The 20,178-nt window shown below is 74.9% G+C and carries 20 protein-coding genes; 14 read left to right on the top strand and 6 right to left on the bottom strand.

Annotated elements, in window-relative coordinates; genetic code table 11:
- Positions 1 to 69: 69 nt before the first annotated feature.
- Positions 70 to 1,242: a DUF222 domain-containing protein gene (locus tag ACI78U_RS02470; protein ID WP_456873706.1), complete on the top strand. Its 1,173-nt coding sequence runs from the start codon at positions 70 to 72 to the stop codon at positions 1,240 to 1,242.
- An 18-nt stretch (positions 1,243 to 1,260) separates the two neighbouring features.
- Here ACI78U_RS02470 and ACI78U_RS02465 read toward each other — a convergent pair whose 3' ends face one another.
- Both ACI78U_RS02465 and ACI78U_RS02460 read right to left on the bottom strand, forming a co-directional pair.
- Positions 1,261 to 1,752, bottom strand: coding sequence for a hypothetical protein (locus ACI78U_RS02465; protein ID WP_456873705.1), 492 nt, complete (start codon positions 1,750 to 1,752; stop codon positions 1,261 to 1,263).
- A complete protein-coding gene (locus tag ACI78U_RS02460) occupies positions 1,749 to 5,021 on the bottom strand; it encodes a TM0106 family RecB-like putative nuclease (protein ID WP_456873704.1) in 3,273 nt (1,090 codons plus the stop codon). Before ACI78U_RS02460 ends, ACI78U_RS02465 begins: the two co-directional genes overlap by 4 nt.
- 101 nt (positions 5,022 to 5,122) lie before the next feature.
- Here ACI78U_RS02460 and ACI78U_RS02455 point away from each other — a divergent pair, with 101 nt between their 5' ends.
- The 6 genes from ACI78U_RS02455 (at position 5,123) to ACI78U_RS02430 (ending at position 10,103) form a co-directional block, all read left to right on the top strand.
- Positions 5,123 to 6,526 (top strand): ADP-ribosylglycohydrolase family protein, encoded by a 1,404-nt coding sequence (locus tag ACI78U_RS02455; RefSeq protein WP_456873703.1) that lies wholly within the window; start codon positions 5,123 to 5,125, stop codon positions 6,524 to 6,526.
- Between the two features lie 366 nt (positions 6,527 to 6,892).
- Positions 6,893 to 7,516 (top strand): hypothetical protein, encoded by a 624-nt coding sequence (locus ACI78U_RS02450; protein WP_456873702.1) that lies wholly within the window; start codon positions 6,893 to 6,895, stop codon positions 7,514 to 7,516.
- Between the two features lie 87 nt (positions 7,517 to 7,603).
- Complete coding sequence (locus ACI78U_RS02445) at positions 7,604 to 8,284, top strand: excisionase family DNA-binding protein (protein WP_456873701.1); 681 nt, start codon at positions 7,604 to 7,606, stop codon at positions 8,282 to 8,284.
- Positions 8,285 to 8,530: 246 nt separating this feature from the next.
- Complete coding sequence (locus ACI78U_RS02440) at positions 8,531 to 9,022, top strand: hypothetical protein (RefSeq protein WP_456873700.1); 492 nt, start codon at positions 8,531 to 8,533, stop codon at positions 9,020 to 9,022.
- A gap of 41 nt (positions 9,023 to 9,063) precedes the next feature.
- A complete protein-coding gene (locus tag ACI78U_RS02435) occupies positions 9,064 to 9,435 on the top strand; it encodes a DUF1330 domain-containing protein (RefSeq protein ID WP_456873699.1) in 372 nt (123 codons plus the stop codon).
- Between the two features lie 62 nt (positions 9,436 to 9,497).
- Positions 9,498 to 10,103, top strand: a complete 606-nt coding sequence (locus ACI78U_RS02430) for a tetratricopeptide repeat protein (RefSeq protein WP_456873698.1) — start codon at positions 9,498 to 9,500, stop codon at positions 10,101 to 10,103.
- 40 nt (positions 10,104 to 10,143) lie between these two features.
- Here the strand turns inward: ACI78U_RS02430 and ACI78U_RS02425 are convergent, their stop codons facing one another.
- On the bottom strand, positions 10,144 to 11,523 hold the full coding sequence (locus tag ACI78U_RS02425; RefSeq protein ID WP_456873697.1) for a DUF4407 domain-containing protein: 1,380 nt from the start codon (positions 11,521 to 11,523) through the stop codon (positions 10,144 to 10,146).
- A gap of 204 nt (positions 11,524 to 11,727) precedes the next feature.
- On the opposite strand from ACI78U_RS02425, the gene ACI78U_RS02420 reads away from it, so the two are divergent.
- Positions 11,728 to 12,585 (top strand): trypsin-like serine protease, encoded by an 858-nt coding sequence (locus ACI78U_RS02420; RefSeq protein ID WP_456873696.1) that lies wholly within the window; start codon positions 11,728 to 11,730, stop codon positions 12,583 to 12,585.
- 74 nt (positions 12,586 to 12,659) lie between these two features.
- Here ACI78U_RS02420 and ACI78U_RS02415 read toward each other — a convergent pair whose 3' ends face one another.
- Entirely contained in the window at positions 12,660 to 13,058 is a 399-nt protein-coding gene (locus tag ACI78U_RS02415; protein ID WP_456873695.1) for a type II toxin-antitoxin system VapC family toxin, read from the bottom strand.
- Positions 13,055 to 13,291 (bottom strand): FitA-like ribbon-helix-helix domain-containing protein, encoded by a 237-nt coding sequence (locus tag ACI78U_RS02410; RefSeq protein WP_456873694.1) that lies wholly within the window; start codon positions 13,289 to 13,291, stop codon positions 13,055 to 13,057. Before ACI78U_RS02410 ends, ACI78U_RS02415 begins: the two co-directional genes overlap by 4 nt.
- 89 nt (positions 13,292 to 13,380) lie before the next feature.
- Between ACI78U_RS02410 and ACI78U_RS02405 the strand changes: the two genes are divergently transcribed.
- From ACI78U_RS02405 to ACI78U_RS02395, 3 genes are all read left to right on the top strand, one after another.
- Positions 13,381 to 13,617, top strand: coding sequence for a ribbon-helix-helix domain-containing protein (locus ACI78U_RS02405; RefSeq protein WP_456873693.1), 237 nt, complete (start codon positions 13,381 to 13,383; stop codon positions 13,615 to 13,617).
- Entirely contained in the window at positions 13,617 to 13,934 is a 318-nt protein-coding gene (locus tag ACI78U_RS02400; protein ID WP_456873692.1) for a type II toxin-antitoxin system PemK/MazF family toxin, read from the top strand. The genes ACI78U_RS02405 and ACI78U_RS02400 overlap by 1 nt, the downstream gene beginning before the upstream one ends.
- Before the next feature lie 191 nt (positions 13,935 to 14,125).
- Positions 14,126 to 14,584 (top strand): SRPBCC family protein, encoded by a 459-nt coding sequence (locus tag ACI78U_RS02395; RefSeq protein WP_456873691.1) that lies wholly within the window; start codon positions 14,126 to 14,128, stop codon positions 14,582 to 14,584.
- Positions 14,585 to 14,643: 59 nt separating this feature from the next.
- On the opposite strand, the gene ACI78U_RS02390 is transcribed toward ACI78U_RS02395, so the two are convergent.
- On the bottom strand, positions 14,644 to 16,149 hold the full coding sequence (locus ACI78U_RS02390) for an endonuclease/exonuclease/phosphatase family protein (RefSeq protein ID WP_456873690.1): 1,506 nt from the start codon (positions 16,147 to 16,149) through the stop codon (positions 14,644 to 14,646).
- Between the two features lie 228 nt (positions 16,150 to 16,377).
- On the opposite strand from ACI78U_RS02390, the gene ACI78U_RS02385 reads away from it, so the two are divergent.
- The 3 genes from ACI78U_RS02385 to ACI78U_RS02375 all read left to right on the top strand — a co-directional run bounded on the left by ACI78U_RS02385 (position 16,378) and on the right by ACI78U_RS02375 (position 20,178).
- Positions 16,378 to 17,592, top strand: a complete 1,215-nt coding sequence (locus ACI78U_RS02385) for a hypothetical protein (protein WP_456873689.1) — start codon at positions 16,378 to 16,380, stop codon at positions 17,590 to 17,592.
- An 83-nt stretch (positions 17,593 to 17,675) separates the two neighbouring features.
- Positions 17,676 to 18,881 carry a hypothetical protein gene (locus tag ACI78U_RS02380; protein WP_456873688.1) on the top strand — a complete coding sequence of 402 codons (1,206 nt, stop codon included), beginning with the start codon at positions 17,676 to 17,678 and terminating at the stop codon, positions 18,879 to 18,881.
- Positions 18,882 to 18,972: 91 nt separating this feature from the next.
- On the top strand, positions 18,973 to 20,178 hold the full coding sequence (locus ACI78U_RS02375; protein WP_456873687.1) for a hypothetical protein: 1,206 nt from the start codon (positions 18,973 to 18,975) through the stop codon (positions 20,176 to 20,178).

The raw sequence follows: 20,178 nt of genomic DNA, 5'->3' as shown, positions 1-20,178 counted from the left end.
GGCACCTCACGAGGCTCTGACCTGCGGTTTTGAGTTGTCCACCTCCTGCTGATCGGCTAGTATTCGATCATGTGTTCGGGTGGGTGGGAGACCGGTGATGTCCTCGAGGCCGTCGCCGCGCTCATCGCCGAGCGCAACCGGATCGACGCCGCCCTGGCCCGCCGGGTGCGCGCCGCCGAACTGGCCCAGGCCCCCGAGCGCGACGGGCAGAAGAGCATGGCGTCGTGGCTGCGCGGGCACGGCCGGCTCTCCTCGGCGGCGGCGTCCCGGCTGGTGGGCAACGGGCGGGCGCTGGAGCACCTGCCGGCGCTGGCCGAGGCGCACGAGGCCGGGTGGGTGTCGGCCGAGCAGGTGGCCGAGGCCGCGCGGGTGGTCACACCGGAGCGGCGGGCCGCGGCCGCCGCCCAGGACGTCGACCTGGCCGCGATGGACGCCGCGCTGACCCAGGTCGCCCTCGACTGTCCCCACGCCGACCTGGTGCAGGTCGTGCAGCGCTACCTCGACGCGCTCGACCCGGACGGGCCCGAGCCCGACCCCACCAAGGGCCGCTCGTTGACGGTGTCCAAGCACGCCGACGGCACGGTGTCCGGACGGTTCCACCTCGACGCGGTGGGCGGGGAGAAGGTGCAGGCGGCGCTGGAGGCGCACGTGCAGGCGGATCGGCCCGCCGGGGACGAGCGGACCCGCGCCCAGCGGTTCGGGGACGCCTGGGTCCAGCTCGCCGACAATGCCCTGGCGGCCGGCCACCTGCCCGTCCTGCGGACGGTCAAGCCGCACATCGCGGTGCGGGTCGACCTCGACGACCTGGCCGACCCCGCCACCGGCCCCGGCGCCGCCACCATGGGCTTCGGCGCCACGATCTCCGCCGCCCGGGCCCGCTGGCTGGCCTGCGACGGCGCCATCTCCCGGGTGGTGTTCGGGCCCGACGGGAGCCCACTCGACCTCGGGCGCAGCCAACGACTGGTCAGCCGGCAGCTGCGCCGCGCGGTGGAACTCCGCGACGGGGGTTGTGTGTTCGCCGGTTGCGACGCCCCGAGTCACTGGGCCGACGTGCACCACCTGGTGCACTGGATCGACGGCGGCGACACCAGCCTGGCCAACAGTGCGCTGTTGTGCGAGCGGCACCACACCAAGGTCCACCACGGATTCCGCGTCGAGCGGCAACCCGACGGGCGATGGCGCACCTGGCGCCCCGACGGCACCGAGATCACCGTCCCCGCACCACTGGCACCCGCCGCCTGACGTCCTCGCGCGTCCCCCTCAGTGCTTGACGCCGAGGAAGCGTTCGGCGCAGCCCATGCACAGACCAGTGTTGTCGTGCACCCACTCGCGGGCATTGACCTCGCGGCACATCGGGCACCAGCGGAAGGTCCGGCGCCGGCGGCGGGCGATCTCCTCGGCGGCCTCCGCGAGCACCTCCGGCTCGTACAGGACCTCCTCGGCCTGGAAGCCGCGGTCGGCCACGAACTCCCACACCAGGGGCCAGACGCCGTGCCACCGCGGCTCGGGCCGCGCGAGCGTGAAGCCGAAGCCGTCCCAGCCGACCGCGACCTGGGCGGGTGCCCCGGAGACGAACCACCGCTGGTGCTCGAGGAGATCGGGACCCACAGGACTCGATGCGTCGACCTCACGCCAGCCGGCGCCCAGCGCCCGCGCCAACGCAGTGACCGACACGCCCAGCAGGGAAGCCAGCGCGGCGTCGTCCGGGGTGAGCGGCTCGGGCTCCCAGCCGTCGGGCAGGTCGACGGTCACTGCGCCATCTCGGCCAGCCGGCACATCGCGTTCACCTGCCGCAGCTGCTCCGGCGTGCGCACCGCGGCGTCGAGCAGCAGCGGGCTCATCACCACCACCGCCAGCGCCTTGGCCCGCGACACCGCCACGTTGAGCCGGTTCAGGTCGTACAGGAACGACACCCCGCGCGGCGCCTCCTCGGCCGACGTCGACGTCGTCGAGTAGACGACCACCGGCGCCTCCTGCCCCTGGAACCGGTCGACCGTCCCCACCCGCGCACCGTCGGGCAGCAGCGAGCGGATCAGCGCCACCTGGTTGTTGTAGGGCGCCACCACGAGCACGTCCTCCGGCCCGATCGGCCGCTCCGCGCCCTCGTGGTCCACCCAACCCACGCCCTGCAGCGACCGCCAGACCGTGGCCACCTCGGCCGCCTCCTCGGCGGACGACGCCGACGCCGCGACGGTGTGCGACACCGACCGCACCGCCAGCCCCGACCCCGACACCAGCCCGCCCGGCCGCACGGTGATCCGCTCGCGCAGCGGCGCCGACTCCAGCCGGCCCTCGTACGCCAGGTCGGAGACGAACGCGGTCAGCGCCGGGTGCATCCGGTAGGTCGTGTCCAGGAAGACGCCGCGGCCGACGGGCACGGTCGGGTGGCCCTCGAGCAGGTGCTCCAGCGCCGACAGCCCCGAGTCCCCGGGGTGCACCGCCTGCGTCGGCTGCGCCAGCTGCTGCGGGTCGCCGAGCAGCACCAGCGACCGGGCCGCACGCGCCACCGCCACCGCGTTGGCCAGCGAGAACTGCCCCGCCTCGTCGACCACGAGCACGTCGACGGCCTCGGCGAGGTCGGGCTGGGTCCAGAACCACGCCGTCCCGCCGACCAGCGACACGTCGCCGTCCAGCAGCCGGGAGGCGACGTCCTTGCCGTCCTTCGACCACTCCACCCCCGGCGCGCCGCAGGCCTGGTGCTCGTCGCACTTCTGCAGCGCCGGCCGGCCGACGGCGGCCAGCACGTTGCCGATGACGGCGTGCGAGGTCGCCGTGACGCCGACCTTCTTGCCGGCGTCCAGCAGCGCCCGGATCAGGTGCGACGCCGCCCGCGTCTTGCCGCTGCCGGGCGGGCCCTGCACCGCCAGCACCTCACCGTCGAGCCGCAGCCCGAGCCGGACGACGGCGTCGCCGGCCTGCTCGTCCGGCAGCCGGCGGCAGTCGGCGGGCACCCGCCGCTCGAGCAGCGCCTGGCCGAGGCAGTCGCGGCCGGCCAGCACGTCCTCCGCGGTCGCGGTGATCGCCTCGCGCAGGCCCTTGTCGTCGATCGGCCCGCCCGGACCCAGTCCGCGGGCGGCGACCGCCGGCTTCGACGTCTTGACCACCAGGCGGCCCTCGACGGCGTCGAGCGCGACGACGGTGCCCACGCTCGCCCGCGTGTCGACGTCGACGGCCGGCTTGCCCGTCTGCAGCTTCGCGTCCTGCGGCGGGAACCGGTACTCGTACAGCTTCGACCGCTTCTCCTGGCCGATCTCCACCGGCGCCGAGAGCCCGCCGAGCGCCGTGCCGTCCTCGACCAGCGCGGCGTCGTCCAGGTCGGCGCGGGCGAAGAACTCCCACCAGCCGGGGCGGGCCTCGCGGCGGTGCCACTGCACCAGGTCGCCGAGCAGGTCGTGCCCGGCCGCCTGCAGTCGCTCGACCAGCGCGAGCTCGGCGGCCTCGGCCTCCGACCGCGGTGCCGGGCCGGTCGCCTCGGGGAGCATCGGCCGCGGCTGGCCGCCGTACAGCGACTCCAGCTCGGCCCGCTGCTCCTCCAGCCAGTCGTGCAGCTCGCGGGTCGAGTCGACGTCGTCCTTGTTGTAGAGCTCGATCGCCTCGAGGCGCTTCGGGTCGCGGTCGGCGAGCCACTGCTCGTAGGCGATGACGCTGCTCATGGCGTCGGCGACGTCGCCGGTGTGCTGCCGGCCGTAGAACGCCTCGACCTTCTTGATCGAGTACGAGCCCTTGCTGATCCGCATCGACTGCTTGACGACCGGATAGAGGTCGACGAACCGCTCCGCGCGCAGCAGCTGGTCGAGCTCGGCCTCGCGGACGCCGTACCGCCCGGTGAGCCGCTTGAGCGCGCTGACCTCGTAGGCGGCGTAGTGGTAGACGTGCATGCCCGGGTCGGCGCGCCAGGCGTCGAGGACCAGGTCGACCAGGTCGGCGACCATCTGCCGCTCCGCGACGGGGTCGTGCGCCCACAGCGCGGTGAAGGAGCCGTCGCGGCGCCCGATGCCGGCGAGGTACTCCAGGCCCGCGCCGTCGCCGGAGTGCGGGTCGCCCTCGAAGTCGAGGTAGAGGTCGCCGCGGCTGGGCTCGGGCAGCCGGAGCAGGCCGGTGGGTCCCGACGGCGGCAGCAGCGTGCGGGTGGGGACGCCGGTGCGGCGCTCGCGCAGCTGCTCGCGGGCCTGCTCCTGCACGCGGGTGCGGGTGGCCGCGCCGATGCGGGCGGCCCGGAGCGTCTCGGGGTCGGCGTCGGTGAGCTGCTCGAGGCTGGTGATGCCCGCGGCGCGCAGGGCCGCGCGGGTGTCCTTGCGCATGCCGGCGACGAGGGAGAGGTCGTCGGCGGCGGCGAGCTCTGCGTCGCAGCGCGGCTTCCAGGTGCACTGGCTGCAGTAGGCGACCGGGACCGGCTCGGTGGCCGGCGGGTCGGCGAGGAAGGCGGTGAGGTTGGCGCGGGCGCGGCGGGCGTAGGCGGCGACGTCGACCAGCCGCCACGGGTTGCTGACGCCGTCGCCGGTGATCACGCAGACGCGGTCGGGCTGCCTGCCCTGGAGGACGGTGAGCCGCTCGGCGTAGGTGGCCATCTGCAGCAGCGCGGGCACCTTGACGCGGCGGGCCAGCTTGGCGTCGGCGACCTCGTAGGACCAGTGCCCGAGAGCCGAGGGGGTGGGCACCTTCAGGAGGAAGTCGGCCGCCCCGCCCCAGACGCCGTCGAAGAACGACGCCTGGGAGATGACGTCGACGCCGTCGCGCATGGCCTGCAGGGTCATCGCCTCGGCCTCGCGGCGGCCGGCCGCGTCGAAGCGGGCGGGGATGCGGACGACGGTCCGCCCCTCGGCCTCCAGCGCGTCGAGGTACTTGAGCTCGTGCTCGGTGCCGAGGTCGGCGATGAGCGCGGCGTGGTCGTCGGGGCCCTCGGCGAGCGGCGTGAGCCGGCCGTCGGCGACGGCGAGGTCGAGCGTCGTCACGTGCGGACAGGCCTGGTGGCGGGTCAGGTCGGTGGGGCTCAGGACCAGGGAGCCGTCGGTGCGGTACATCGAGACGGGACGGTCTCATGCGGGCGCCGCGATCGGGGCCTTCCGCGCCGGGCTCGAGGTGCCTTTGTAGCGATAAAGGCACCCCACGCAGACTGGCTGACGTGACACGGGGACTGCACCGCTCGCACCGGGTGGCCGGTGCGCTGGTCGGGTCGGCGGTGGGTGACGCGCTCGGCGCCCCGTTCGAGTTCGGCCCGCCGGGCGCGTTCTCGGCCCGCTTCCCGTCACCTGCCCGCGGGGCCGCGACGGAGATGTGCGGCGGCGGGTCGCTCGGGTGGGAGCCGGGCGAGTTCACCGACGACACCCAGATGGCGCTGCTGGTGGCTGCTTCCCTCGTCGAGCGCGGCGGGCTCGACGAGGCCGACCTGTTCGGGCGGTTCGCGACCTGGGCCGCGGCCGGGCCGCCGGACATCGGCAACCAGACCCGCGCCGTCCTGTCCTCGGGCCTGCCGTGGTCCTCGGCCGCGGCCGCGCACTTCGCGCGGTCGGGGCACGCGGCGGGCAACGGGTCGCTGATGCGGACGACGCCGGCGGCGATCTGGTTCTCCCGCTCGGGCACCGAGGCCACCGTCGACGCCGCCCGGCGGATCTCGGCACTGACGCACGGCGACCCGGCGGCCGGCGAGGGCTGCGCCGTGTTCCACGAGCTGCTGCGGGTGGCGCTCGACGGCGGCGACCCGCTGGCCGCCGTCCCCGGTGCCCTGTCGCTGGTGGCGCCGGAGCACCGGGACCGGTGGGCGACGGTGCTCGCGCCCGACTGGTCGCCCGACCGGGCCACGGAGTCGAACGGCGCGGTGTGGCCGACGCTCGGTCAGGCGCTGTGGGCGCTGCGGCGTGGGCGCGACTTCGCCGAGGTGCTGCGGCTGGTGGTCGGCCTCGGCGGCGACACCGACACGGTCGCGTGCGTGGCCGGCGGGCTGGCCGGGGCGGTGTACGGGATGGGTGGCATCCCGATGCGGTGGTCCTCGCCGGTGCACGGTCGGGTGCCCGGGCACGGCGACCGGGTGTGGCGGCTGGCCGACCTGCAGCAGCTCGTCGCGGCGCTCGACGGCAAGCCGGTGCCGTCTTTCGACCCCGGCGTCATCCCGCGGCTCGGTCCGGTGGAGGTGCTGCCAGGGATCTGGGCGGGCAACCTCGACGGCGCGCGCTACTCGGACGAGGACTTCGCGGTCATCTCGCTGTGCCGGCTCGGCGAGCCGTTCCCGCATCCGAACCACCGGATGGCCTACATCGCCGACAACGAGCACAACGTCGACCTCGACGTGATGCTGGCCGACGTCCTCGACGACCTCGCCGCGCTGCACGCCGAGGGCCACCGGGTGCTCGTGCACTGCCACGGTGGGGCGTCGCGCACCGGGCTGGTGCTGCGCGGCTGGCTGGTGCGCGAGCAGGGGATGTCGGTCGAGGAGGCGACGGCGCACGTCGCCGAGCGCTGGCCGCACCTGGGGCTGTGGAACGGCAGCTTCACCGCGGCGCTGGAGCGGCTGGCCGCGTCCCGGGGCTGACGGCGTCCCGCGTCGCCCCATCGGGCGAATCGCGCAGGCAACCGCCGGTCCGGTAGCGATACTCCGTCGGCTCGAACCACCGAGGAGAGGACCGCGCGGATGCACCAGCCGGCAGACGAGGGCCGGTACGGAGAACGCCAGCCCCCGCCCGGCAGCCTCCCGCCGCCGTGGGCCACACCCGGCTCGCCGCCATCGTGGGGACCACCGGCGGGCAGTGCGGGAGGGCCACCGGTGTGGGGTCCGCCGCCCGGGCCTCCCGTGGGTCCTCCGGGACCGCCGCCGAGCTGGGGGCCGCCGCCTCCGCCGCCGCCCGGAGGCCCGCCGCCCGGGCCCCAGTACTCCGTCCTGGGGATCATCGCCGTCGTCGTGGTGCTGTTCGTCCTCGTCCTGGTCGTCATCGTGGACGCCGCCTCCACCGACGAGTCGTCCGAGGCGTCGGATCCCACGACGGCCCCTCCACTCGCCCCGACTGCCGCGCCTACCGCGGGCACGCCCGAGCCGGCGCCGGAGCCTCCTGGGTTCGGGGACGGCACCTACCTGGTCGGTACCGACATCCAGCCGGGGCTCTACCGGGCCGACGGCGGCCGGTTCTGCTCCTGGCAGCGGCTGAGTGACCTGAGCGGTGAGTACGACGCCGTGCTGGGCTGGGAGTTCTCCGACGGGCTGACCTACGTCGAGATCCTGCCGACGGACGTCGCGTTCTCGACCGACGACTGCGGCCGGTGGGAACCGGCGGCCTTCGACGGGCCGGACGTCAGCAGCGGCTTCGAGGACGGCACCTTCCTGGTCGGCTCCGACATCCAGCCCGGCACCTACCGCTCCACCGGCGGGGGCTCGGGTTGCTCCTGGCAGCGGCTCAGCGACCTCACCGGCGACTACGACGCCGTCCTCGCCTGGGAGTTCTCCGAGGGTCAGGCCTACGCCGAGATCCAGCCGACCGATGTCGCCTTCTCCACGGACGGCTGCGGCACCTGGAGCCGCGTCGGCTGAGCGCGAGCGGCGTGTCGGCCGGCCGCAGGAGGCTCCTGCTGCAGAATAGATGCGCTAGCGCATTATCTCCGCGACGCAGGAGGTGTCATGCTGACGGTCGACCAGGCCGCGGTCCGACTGGGGGTCAGTTCCCAGGAGGTGCGACGCCTGGTCCGCGTCGGGACGCTGCCCGCGCAGCGGGTGGGGCGCACCCTGGTGCTCCCCGAGGACGCGGTCGACGAGCGCGCACGGCTGCCGGTCGCCGCGGGACGCGTCCTGTCCCCGCCGACCGCGTGGGCCACGTTGTGGGAGCTGTCCGGGGAGAACGCGCCCTGGCTGGACCGGTCGGGCCGGTCCCGGATGAGCACGCGGCTGCGGACGTCGGGCCCCGAGGAACTGGTCGCTGCCACCCGCGCTCGCGCGGACCGGTTCGGCCTGCGAGTCCTGCCGGCCTATCGCGATCGGGTGCTGACCGCCGACGGCGTCGCCCCCTCCGGCATCACGGCGGCCGAGGCGGTGGGGGCCGACATCGTCACCTCCGGCGCCCCGGCCGAGTTCTACTGCGGCTCCGCGACGCTCGACGTCCTCCGTCGCGACCTGGGCCTGTCCGACCGGGGTGAGCCGAACCTCGTCGTCCGGGTTCCGCGGTTCCCCGACCTGCCCTTGGCCGGCCTGGGCTACATGCCGGCAGCCGTCGTCGCCGTTGATCTGGCCGAGTCGGCCGACGTCCGCACCCGGCGCGCGGGGCTGGACCTGCTCGGCGCGGCCCTGGCCGCTGTCCGCGGGTGAGCGCGCCCGCGCCCGTCGCGTTGCCGCCGCTCACCGGAGCGCTCGACCGGCTGTGGGACCTCGTCCTCGACCTGGCCGGCCGACTGGACCCGTCGGGCTGGGTTCTCGTGGGCGGCCAGATGGTGATGCTGCACGGACTGGCCGCCGGCCGGGCGCCCACGCATGCCAGCCAGGACGTCGACGTGCTCGGCCGATCTGCTCACCGACCCAGCGGGACTGAGCCGGTGCGTGCAGGCGGTGCGGCAGTTGGACCTGCAGCCCCAGCCCGACAGCGCCGGCAAGGTGTACCGCTTCCGCCGGGCGAAGGACGGTGCCGTCGTCGACGTGCTGGCACCCGACCACTCCCCGCCGCGGTGGCCGCTGCGCACGGCGGCGGGCGGGGAGACGATCCGCGTCGAGGGCGGTCACCAAGCGCTGGAACGAGCCATCCGACTGACCGTCGCCAAGGGAGACAGGTCGGCGGTCGTCCCGGTGCCGGACCTCCTCGGCGCGCTGGTGCTCAAGGCGGCTGCGTGGACGAGCGACAACCGCGACCGGAGCCGGCACAGCGGCGACGCCGCCTTCCTCGCCAGCCTGATCACCGATCCGTTGGCCGAACGGACCCGCTTCGCCGGCAGCGACCGCAAGCGCCTCCGACGCCTCGACGCGGTGCTCGGCGATCCCTACGGGGCCGAGTGGCGGGCACTCGGCGACTCGGCCGACGACGGCTACGCCACCTGGCGACTGCTGCTCGGCTGAGGACCGTCGGCTGCGGTGCCGGCCCTTGCTAGCTTCGCGGCATGGCTGTCGACCCGCGTGGCGCCGACCTCAAGCGGTACCTCCAGGAGGACCCGGGCGGGCCGGTGGTGATGCTCAACCTGCTCCGGTTCGCCGAGGGCGGCCGCGAGTCCTACGACCGGTACGCCGCGGCGCTGTCGGAGACCTTCCTCCCCCGCTACGGCGGTGAGGTGCTCTACGCCGGCGACGGCGGCACCCCGCTCGTGGCCGAGCAGGGCCAGGACTGGGACGCCGTGCTCCTCGTCCGCTACCCCTCCCGCGAGGCGTTCAGCCGCATGGTGGCCGATCCCGAGTACCAGCAGGTCACGCACTGGCGCACCGAGGCGCTGACCGAGGCGGTGCTGCAGCCGACCACCGCCTGGGCGCGCGGCTGACCCCGTCGCCGAGGGGGCCACGACCCTGCCGGAGGCGTCGGCCCCGGCCCTAGGGTCGAGGCATGCGGAGGCCGGTCACGCAGGACGACCTCGACGCGCTGTACTCCCCCGGCCAGACCCCCGAGAAGAGCCGCGCGGTGGCGCGGCAGCTGGAGGCGTGGGCGGCCGAGGGCACGCGGCCCGGCGACGAGGTGAACGTGGCCCAGTTGCTCGTGATGGCCGGGGAACAGCTCGTCCGGGTCGGCGACGCTCCGGAGGCCGTGCGGGTGTTCCGCCGCGCCGTCGCAGCAGGGGAGCCGGTCGAGCCCGACGTCCGCTGCTACCTGCACAACGCCCTGCTCGAGGTCGGGGACGTCGACGCCGCCCGCGCGCTGGCGGAGGAGGTGCGCCGGGAGCGCCCGGCCGACGCCGACGTCTACCTCCTCATCGGCGAGGACCACGAGCTCCACGGCGACCTGCGCGAGGCCCACCGCTGGCTGACGCTGGGCGTCCGCCGGGCACTGGGGGACGTCGAGGACGCGTCCGAGGCGGATGCCTACGGAGCAGCGAGCGAGGCCGCCCACCTGCTGGTGGCCCGGCGGCGGGTCCGCCGAAACCTGGGCATGGCACCCGACGAGTGGGACGAGCTGGTCCCCGAGCCACCGGACCTCGACGACCTGCCCGACTGAGGGTCAGTCCGCCCGCACGAGCTCGCTCGGCGTCACGCCGTCACACCGGCACCCGGTTGGCCGGGCGCCGCGACGGGCGGATGGTGCGCGCGGCGGAGCGGGCGAGACGGATCGGGCCGGTGTCCCACAGCGGCCGGCCGGGCTCCTCGACCGGCGGCGCGGGCCGCGGTGCCGGCGGCCGGGCGGCCTCCTCGGCCTCGGCCAGCGTGGCCAGGTGGCGGGCGCGGATGGCGGCCTTCTGGCGGTCGAGGCGCTCCTGCTCGGCCATGACCAGCAGCTCCTCCTTGGCCTCGGCCACGGTCCGCCGCGACTGCTGCTGCAGCTCCTCGAGCTCGACGTCGCCGCCGTCGCGCAGCGCGGCCAGCCGGTCGTAGGCGGTCGGCGGGCCGAAGTTGAGCAGCACCTTCATGAGCACCGGCAGGATCTCGACGCACATGAACAGCAGCGACAGCATGAACTCGGCCGCGGCCAGGGTGGCGTTGCGGTCGCTGAGCCGGTCGAGCGCCTCCAGCCGCAGCAGGATGCCGCCGGAGCCCTCGTTGGTGGCGTCGAACGCGGCCTGCAGCCGGTCGAGCTCCGCCGTCAGCCGGGCCAGCTCCGCCGAGTCGGTGGCGAGCGCGGCGGCGGCGAGGTCGGCGCTGCGCGACTCGGCGTCAGCAGCGGCGTCGGTGGCGGCGTCCAGCTCCGCCCGGGCCGAGGCGACGACGGCGACCTGCGCGTCGGCGGCGGCGCGGGCCTGCACGTAGGCGGTGCCCGTGCCCGCCTCGCCGGTGCCGCAGGTGCCGTCGAGCTCGCACTGGGCGCGGGCCTCGAGGTCGCGCTGGGTGGCCAGGGCGGCGTCGTAGGCCTCCTGCCGGGCGGTCAGGTCGGCCTGGACGGCGGCCAGCGCGGGGTCGGCCTGCCCACCGGTGGCGACGACGTCCTGCGCGACCGCGAGACGCTCCTGCAGCTCGTCCAGGCCGGCGAAGCGCGCGTCGGCCTCCAGCGACTCCCGGTAGGCGTCGGCGGCCTCGGCCTGCATGACGGTGATCTCGGCGTCGATCTCCTTGTGGAACACCTGCAGCGTCAGCGGGGTGGCGACGACGACGCCGAGCACCAGCGCGAGCCCGACCCGCGGGACGGCGAGGGCGAGGTTGCGGGCGAGCGAGGCGTCGTGCGCCATGCCGACCAGCAGCATCCGGTCGAGGTTGACCACGACGGCACCCCAGCCCAGGCCGAGCACCAGCGCGAACGGCCACCACACGCCCAGGGCCATGTGCAGCGCGAACGCCGCCGAGGCGACGGCGAGCCCACCGGTGCTGAGCAGGACCCCGCCGAGCGCTGCGAAGCGCGGCCGCGCGCCGGGCGCCGCCTCGAGCAGGTCGGGCCGCGCGCCACCGAGGACCGCCAGGCGGTCCTGGAGCCGTCGTCGTCCAGCCATGCGAGAGCACTCCCCGGCGACGGGGGTCGAACCGCCGCTCCCCTGCCCCATCGGCAGCCCGGGCGCCGGCCGCGACCTCGTCGTCACACCCGCCACAGGTCACGGAGCGGAACGGTTCGTCTCCGCTCTGGCGTGTCGTTAGTTTCCGTGCCTAAGGTCACGCCCGGCCGGTACCGAGCCGGCTCGTAACCGAGGGAGAACCGCATGCGGAAGACCGTGACCACGGTGGCACTGGCATCGGCGCTGGTGCTGGCCGGAGGAACCGCCGCACAGGCGATCACGGGCAACTTCACCGACGACCACGAGCACGACTACGTCGGCCTCGCCGTCTTCTTCAACCCGGACGGCACGCCGTCCCACCGCTGCTCCGGCAGCCTGCTCACCGACCGCGTCTTCCTGACGGCGGGGCACTGCGTGACCCTGGACGACGAGGGCACCGTGGCCACGAGCGCTCGCGTGTACTTCGAGCAGGACGTCCAGGCCCTGGGCGCCGCCTACCCGACGAGCGGGGGCGTCGTCTCGACCGAGATCTACGACTACGGCTACCGCGGCCTCGACGAGATCCCGGAGTCGAAGGACGCCGGCGTCCTGGTGCTCGACGCGCCGGTGACCGAGACCTACGACATCACCGAGTACGCCTCGCTGGCCACCGCCGGCGCGCTCGACCGGTACACGGCCGCCCACCCGGGCAACTCGGCGACCACGACCATCTCCGGGTACGGGGTGCAGGAGAGCAACGGCAGCCAGACCAAGCGGGTCGCCTACCGGGAGCGGCTCACCGCCGAGAGCTTCATCATCGGGCTGAACGGCACCAACGCCGGCGGCTACAACGTGAAGCTGTCGACCAACCCGGGCGGCGGCCGCGGCGGCACGTGCTTCGGCGACTCCGGTGGCCCGGTGCTCATCGGCGACACGGTCACCGCGGTCAACTCGTTCGTGATGAACGGCGCCTGCGCCGGCACCGGCTTCGGCTACCGGACCGACACCCAGGACGTCATCGACTTCATCCTCGAGAGCGCCGGCGACGAGGCCGGCGAGATCCAGTTCTCGCCCGTCGCCTGACGCAGCGATCCGCTGGAGGCCGTCCCGCCGTGGCAACTCGCTGCGGTGGGTCGGCCTCCGTCGTGCCCGGGCCCTCAGTGGTCGGGCGTCCGGAACCCGCACCGCGGTCCGGACGCCGTGGCGAGCCGGCGGTCGAGGGTCCACAGGGCAGCGTCGAGCTCCTCGGCCAGCGCGACGTAGGCGGCGTCGTAGGCGGTGACGGTCGGGTGCAGCGCCCAGACCCGGTCGCCCAGCGGCTCGTAGGGGAAGACCGTCACCGGCAGCTGCACGAGATCGCGGTGCGCCAGCGCCGCCGCATCCCGACCGAGCCGGCCGGTGAGGACCGCGCGCCGGAGCACGTTCGCCACCTCGACGTACAGGTGCGCCGGCGCCACGAGCGTCTCCCCGCGCAGGCCGTCGCGGGCCCACGTCCCGTCCGCGCCGTCGTCGACGAGCGCGGCGACCACCGCGGAGGAGTCGACGACGGCGGTCACCGGCGGTCGTCGTCGCGGAGCTCGAGGATCTCCCCCGCCGCCAACCGGCTCCCGGTCGCGCGGACCCGGTGCTCGACGCGGTCCCACAGGTCGACGGGGCTCGGCCGCCGGGCCAGCTCGTTCAGCTGGGCGCGGACGTACTCCTGCAGCGACTGACCGGCCCGGGCGGCCCGGGCGGCGAGCTCGTCTCGCGTCTCGTCTGGGACGTCGCGGATGGTCATCGACACGGGCACACATGCAGATTAGCAGCGCCGACATCGATGTGCTGCCGGACTCGATCGAGTGGTACCACTGTGCATACCGATTCGGTACCGTGAGCGCGGTGAGTACCCAGATCGCCGTTCGCCTGCCCGACGAGCTCGTGGCGTTCATCGACCAACTGGTGTCCGAGGGCCGAGCTCCGTCCCGTGCCGCGGTGGTCGGTCAGGCGCTCCGACGCGAGCAGCGTCGTCAGATCGCGGCTCGCGATGCGGCCATCCTGGCCGCGGAGCCCGGAGCTGACGACCTGGACGACCTCGCCGAGTACGCCGCCCGGACGCCGCTCGACGACCTCGACTGATGCGTCCCATCCACCTGGCTCGTCTCGACAGGACCCGCCCCGTCCTCGTGCTGACCCGCGAGCTGGTGCGCCCACACCTGTCACGGGTCACCGTCGCTCCGATCACGAGCAGGATCCGTGGGTTGTCGACCGAGGTCTCCGTGGGCCCGGCCGATGGCCTCGACCACCCGAGCGTCGTCAGCTGCGACAACGTGATCACGGTGCCGACATCGGCGCTGGGTCGACAGATCGGCCGGCTGCGACCGGAGCAGGAGCCTGCTCTCACCGCCGCTCTGCACGCCGCCTTCGACCTCGAGGACCTCCCCGCTCCTCGCTGAGCCGAGGACCCCGACGGCCTCCTGGACGCCGATCGGGGGCGGACCACCACGGCCGACGACATCCCGGATCCGAGGTCGGACGCCGATGCCCGTCGCCGCCTCCCGGGGATGCTGCCGGGCTGAGGGCGGGATGCGCTCCTTGTCCGGCCCGCGCACCGCTGAGCGGCGCTCGCCGGTGCTTCGATGTCGGCATGACCTGCGACGAGGGGCTCCCGCGCGTCGTCAGCTCCACCCGCGAGATCGCGGCCAGTGCCGAGCGCGTCTTCGAGCTCATCGCCGACCCGGCCCAGCAACCGCGCTGGGACGGCAACGACAACCTGGCCGAGGCGGCCGGCGGCCAACGCGTCCGGGCCGTGGGCGACGTGTTCACCACGACGCTCACCCGAGGCAACGTGCGGGAGAACCACGTGGTCGAGTTCGAGGAGGGCCGGCTCATCGCGTGGCGGCCGGCGGAGCCGGGTCAGGCACCGCCGGGACACCTCTGGCGGTGGGAGCTGGAACCGATGGACGCCTCACGCACGCTGGTCACGCACACGTACGACTGGTCCCGGCTGACCGACGAGCAGCGTCTCCCGCGTGCGCGGGCGACCACGCCCGACCGGCTGCGCGCCTCGATCGACCGGCTGGCCGCCCTCGCCGAAGGTGGGTGACGTCTCCACACCCGTCGACCCATGACGGCGTCGCGGTGTGGCGTGGTCGCCGCGCCGCGCTACGACACAGGCACGTCGTCCGGCACGCCCGGCCGGAAGGTCCGGTCGGCAAAGGCGCCCACCGCTCGAGTGGCGACCACGTCGAACCCCCCGCCGATGACGCCGCCGACCACGGGGACGCCCTTGGCAAGCGTCAGGGCAGCCCTCTTCGTCCCGAACTTCGCGACCAGCGCGAACCCGGCACGCTTGTTGATCTCCCGGATCACCGTGACCGGGATCCGCTTGATCAGCGCCGTGCTCATCTTGGTCCCGACGGTCACGCCGGCACGCTTGAGGACCTCCGTCCCCGCGTTGCCGAGCAGGCACAACAGGACGGCCGACCGCATCTGCTCGCCGTTCAGGTCGTGCCCGTGGACGGCGGCGATCGACGCCGCCAAGTGGGCCTGGACGAGGTAGGAGGCCCCCACGTTGGCGGGCAGGGCGACGGGCAGCGTGACGAGACCACCGACGTTGGTCACGAAGCCCTGGGCGCCGGCCAGCGCGCAGTGGTTGCGGACGAGCGCACTCACGGCCTGCTCCGGCGTGCGACCCTCGAGCGCCTCACGGGCGGACTCGGCCGCGGGCTTGAACGGTCCGAAGCCGTCGATCCCGGTCCGCAGCAGCCGCTCGACGAGCTCCTGCCCCGCCCTGGCCACGACCGACTGCTCGTCGAGGTCGTCGACGTCGGCCGGGGGCTGCTGCTCGCCCTTCCTGAGGAAGCCGGGGACGCCGGCCCACGACGTCCACCCGGACGGTTCGTCCCTCGTGGCGACCGCGGTCGGGCCCGACCCGGTGGCCGGACCGGTCAGCTCGACGTCGGCCGTGTAGGCGGCGTGGTCGCTCAGGTTGCTGCCGTCGGACCGGGTGAGGCGGTGCGTCTCCGCCGAGGCGGCGGTGAAGTGCTCGCTGACGGCGAGGTGGTCGATCGAGCGCATGTGACCGTTGCGGTGTTCGGCGTCCACGGTGAGCGCGACCAGCCCGAGCGACGCGAACGCCGACTGCAGCGCGGTCATGCCCTCCACCGTGCCCCCGTAGACCGGGCGCCGGAGTGCCTGGTTGAAGTCCCCGCCCCACACGAGCGGCTCGTCCTCACGGCGTTCGGTGCGGATGCGCTCGACGTGGTGCTGCAGCACGGAGTGGAACTGCGCGATCTGGCCCTCCGGGAGGCCGTACCAGTACTGCTCCGCGCCTCTCCACGGCAGGACCGAGCAGGCGACCAGGACGTCCCGACCGTCGACCTGCACCCGGGCCAGCACGAGGCCCTCCTCGCCGGGGTGCTCGCCCTGGGACGGGAGCGTGGTCAGCGGCAGCGACGTCTCGACGCCGGCCCAGCGCTTCGGCGCGTCCGGGTCGAAGCTGCGCGGACGCGACACGGCGAAGGTCCCGCCTCGCGGGTCCCAGTCCCGGTGCACCTCCGTGAGCAGCCACAGATCGGCCTTCAGCTCGTCGAGCCGGGCGGCGACCTCCTGCCCCTTCTCCGACGTCGAACTGGGGCAGCGATCCAGGTTCCAGGTGCCGATGCGCACGGTGCTCCTCACGGACGGGTCGAGGTCCGGGACACCTTGACCCCTCGCAGTTCCGGAACAGCGGCACCACGCGAGCAGCGAGCCCTGCACGTGCACCACGAGGCCCGGGAGTCACGCGCCGCACCACCAGGTCGGGGCGGCCGGCGCGGGTCCCACTCGGGCTCAAGTGCCGGTCAAGAAGCGCGGCCGAGCCTGGGTGCGACCGCCCACCGCACCCAGGAGCCCGCCATGCGCTCACCCCGCCTCGGCGCCGTCGCGCTGCTCGGCACCGCCGTCCTCGCGGCCGGCTGCTCGTCCGCCGTCGCCGGTGCCGCCCGGGTCGAGCCGACGGCCGCCGGCCCGTTCACCGAGGAGGTCGGTCGGGTCGACGTCGACGCCGCGACCGACGACCTGCTGCAGGTCCTCGACCTCGCAGCTAGCCCCGACGGCGGCTTCGTCGCGCTGCTCACCAGCGAGGACCCCACCCTCCCGGCCAGCGCCTTCCTCGAGCTCGTCCCCGGCGACGGCGGCCTCACCGCCGGCGCTGTCACCGAGGGCCCGCCCCTCGTCAGCGACGGCGAGGTGTGGGTGGCGCCCGACGGCACGGCGATCGCGATGGCGCCGGTCCTGTTGCACCCCGGCGATCCCGGCTGGGCCGCCGACCCCTACGGCTCGGACCTCGTCCTGACCGTCCTCGAGCCCGGGGCCGACGAGCCGCGGGTCGTCCCCGTCGCGGCCGACCCGGAACTCGGCACGCCCGACCTCGGCACCGCCGTCCTCTCCCCCGACGGCACCACGCTGTCCGCGGTCCTGCAGTGGCGCGTCGACGGCGTCTTCGCCAGCCGCCTGGCGACGGTCGACGTCGCCACCGGGGACGTACTCGCCAGCGCGCCGCTGCGGGTGGACGCCGGCGGCTGGGCGACCGAGGTGGCGGCCGCGCCGCACCAGGACGGCGGACTGGCGGCGCTGGTGACCGTGCGCAACCACGAGGACGGCGACGCCGACGACGTCGTCCTGGCGCGCTACGACACCGACCTGCAGCCGGTCGGCGAGCCGGTGGTGCTGGTCGGCGAGGAGGTGGGCACCGGTCACGCGCTCGCGGTGCTGGCCGACGGGACCGTCCTCGCCTCGGTCTACGCCGGCGGGTACGAGACCGGCCAGGCCCTCCTGCTCACCGTGCGGGACGGCGTCGTCGGGACGAGCACGGTCCTGCCCGGGCCGGCGCCCGACCTCGCCGTCGAGCCGGGCGAGGGGCACGTGCACCTGTCCCACGGGCGGCCGGGGAGCCCCGTCGGCGTGGCCACCGTGGACCTCGCCACCGGGCAGGTCGTCGCCGACGTCCCGGTGTGCGCGGACGGGACCCCGGCCCCGGTCGCCCTCGCCGCGGACGGCCGGACCCTCGCCTCCGGCGCGGGCTGCTGGGACGAGGACGACCACCTGGACCCCGCCGTCCTGGTCGGCTGAAGCGGGGTCCACGTGATCGCCAAGTGGGCGGCAAGCCGCGCGGCCGAGGGTGCGGAGGACCCCACAGCCCAAGAGGCCTCCCCATGCGCCCGACCCGGCTCGGCACCGCCGCGCTGCTCAGCTCCGTCCTCGTGGCGGGCTGCTCGTCCACCGTCGCCGGCTCCGCGCTGCCGGCCGGCGCCGGGCCGTTCACCGAGGTCCTCGACCGGATCGACCTCGCCGACGTCGACGACCAGCTCGACCTCTACGACGTCGCCGCCACCCCCGACGGCTCGTTCGTCGCCCTGCTCACCGGCAACCTCGGCACCGCCAACCGCCAGGGCGGCGCGCTGGTCGAGCTGGTGCCCGGCGACGACGGCCTGACCGTCGGCGCCGTCGTCGAGGGCGCGCCCTACGCCGGGGACGGCGCCGGCGGCGAGCTGTACGTCGCCGACGACGGCACCGTCGTCGCCGTGGGACCCGTTCTCGCCGGTGACGGCAGCGACGACGAGGACCGGGACCTCGCGCTCACCGTCCTCGAGCCCGGCGCCGGGCAGGCCGACGTCCTCCGCGTCGCCGCCGATCCCGACCTCGGCACGCCCGACGAGGCCACCGGCGCCCTCTCCCCTGACGGCGGCACCTTCTACGCGAGCCTGCGGTGGGAGACCCGGGAGGACACGTACGTCAACCGCGTCGCCGTGATCGACGTCGCCACCGGCGCGGTGCTGGCGAGCGACCAGGTGCGCGTGCCGACCGACGGCGTGGCGGTCGTCGACGAGATGGCGGTGCTGCCCGACGGCGGGGTGCTGGCGCTCGTGCAGAACACCGGCGACAGCGCGGGCGAGGTGTCCGGCGCGCAGCTGGTCGAGTACGACGCCGAGATGGAGCTGGTCGGCGAGCCGGTCGAGGTGGTGCCCGACGCGTCCTACGACCTCGGCTACACCCTCGACGTCCTCCCCGACGGCACCGCAGTGGTCACGGTCGTCGTCGGGGACGACGGCGACGACTTCCGCCTGGTGACCGTCCGGGACGGCGCGGTGCAGGACAGCGCCGCGATCCCGGGCAAGCCGTGGGACGTCGCCGTCGACGCCGCCGGGCGCCACGCGTACGTGAACCACACGCGGGCGGAGAACGGGGGCGCCGTCGCCACGGTCGACCTGGCGACCGGCGAGGTGGTCGCCGGCGTCGTGCTCTGCGAGGAGCTCGGCACCGGGTCCGACCTCGCGCTGGCCGCCGACGACAGCCGCCTGGCCGCGAGCGCCGCCTGCCCCGGAGTGGACTCCGGGAGCCCGCTGTACCTGCTCGGCTGACAGCCCGGCGCGGAGTGATCCGCAAGGGGCCCGCAAGCGCGCCCGCCCAGTGTTGCCCGCACCAGCCCCCGCACCCCAGGAGCACCGACCCATGCGCCCGTCCCGGCTCCGCGCCACCCTGCTCGGTTCCGCCGTCCTCGTGGCCGGCTGCTCGTCCGCCGTCGCCGGCACCGCCGCGCCGACCGGCGGCGGACCGCTGACCGAGGAGGTCGGGCGGGTGCAGGTCGACGCCCAGGTGGAGCGCGACGTGCGCCTCACCGACATCGCCGCGACGCCCGGCGGCGGCTTCGTCGCCCTGCTCACCGGCGATCTGGGCGCCCCGCCGCGCAGCGTGCTCGTCGAGCTCGTCCCCGGCGACGGCGGCCTGACCGTGGGCCGCACGATCCAGGGCGCGCCGTTCGCCGACCTCGGCGAGGTGCACGTGGCGCCCAACGGCACGGTGGTCGCCCTGGCACCCGTGCTGCCCGAGCGCGGGGACGCCGGCAGTGGCGACGGCGGCCGCGAGCAGGACCTCGCCCTGGCTCTGTTCGCGCCGGGCGCCGACCGGCCGGAGGTGGTGCGCGTCGCGGCCGACGCCGAGCTCGGCACGCCCGACACCGGCAGCGGGGTCCTCTCCCCCGACGGCGCGACGCTGTCCGCGAGCCTGCAGTGGTACGTCGACGGGGGCACGGTCAACCGGCTGGCGACCATCGACGTCGCCAGCGGGGAGGTGCTCGCGTCGGCCGGGCTGCAGGTGGCGACGCCCGGGCAGGCGGTGGCGGGGGACGTCGCGCTGCGCCCGGACGGCGGGCTGGCGGCGCTGGTGAGCGTCGACCGCGACGCCGAGGGCAGCGTGGACGGCGTCGTGCTGGCCTCGTACGACGCCGAGCTGCGGCCGGTCGGCGCGCCGGTGGAACTGGTCGAGCAGGAGGACAGCACCGGCTACGCGCTGCAGGTGCTGGCCGACGGGGCCGTGCTGGTGTCGGTGCTCGCCGGCGACCGGGAGACCGGGTCGGCGCAGCTGGTGACGGTGCGGGACGGCGTCGTCGGGCCGACCACGACGCTGCCCGGGCCGGCGATCGACCTGGTGGTCGGGCCCGGCGAGGAACACGTGTACGTGCAGCACGACACGACGGGGGACGGGGTGGCCCTGTCGACGGTCGACCTCGCCACCTCCGAGACGGTGGCCGAGCTGCTGCTGTGCGACGACGGCATCCCGGCGCCGGTCGCGCTGGCCGCCGACGGCAGCGCGCTGGCCGCCGGCGTGGCGTGCCTGGACGGGCGGGAGTACCAGGACCTGGCCGTCCTGCTCGGCTGA

This window comes from Geodermatophilus sp. SYSU D00710 (genome assembly GCF_054050195.1).
This window is presented reverse-complemented; position numbering and strand designations above follow the sequence as displayed.